This is a genomic window from Brevundimonas sp. ZS04 (assembly GCF_001956865.1).
Classification (GTDB): Bacteria; Pseudomonadota; Alphaproteobacteria; order Caulobacterales; family Caulobacteraceae; genus Brevundimonas; species Brevundimonas diminuta.
Genome location: NZ_MTHE01000047.1, coordinates 1 through 459, shown reverse-complemented (window position 1 = coordinate 459; position 459 = coordinate 1). Strand labels below are relative to the sequence as shown.

Genomic DNA, 459 nt, shown 5'->3' with positions numbered 1-459 from the left:
GTTCATGCTGATGCGCTGGGGCTTCATCCCCGGCTGGGTCAAGGACCCCAGGGAGTTCCCGCTCGTCGTCAACATCCGCAGCGAAAGCGCCGCGACGAAACCCTCGTTCCGGGCCGCGCTGACGAGGCGGCGCTGCCTGATGCCGGCTGACGCATTCTACGAGTGGCACCGGCTCGGCCAGGGGCGACATGCGCAGAGCCGCGCCTATCTGTTCCGCCGCGCCGATCGCGGGATGTTCGCGTTCGCCGCGCTGTGGGAGACGTGGCATTCGCCCGATGGCTCGGAGATCGACACGGTCGCGCCGATCACCGGCGCGGCGAACGGGCTGATGGCTGCGATCCACGACCGCTGCCCGGTGATCGTCGAGCCCCGAGACTTCGATGGCTGGCTCGATCCCGCGGCGGAAGCCCGCGACACCGCCGCGCTGCTGCGACCGCCGCCGGACGCGCTGCTGGAGAT

General features: G+C 70.4%; 1 protein-coding gene. It reads left to right on the top strand.

Translation table 11 applies throughout. From position 1 onward, the window contains the following. A partial coding sequence (locus tag BJP32_RS16695) for an SOS response-associated peptidase (RefSeq protein ID WP_143255505.1) occupies window positions 1-459 on the top strand: 459 nt, incomplete at both ends.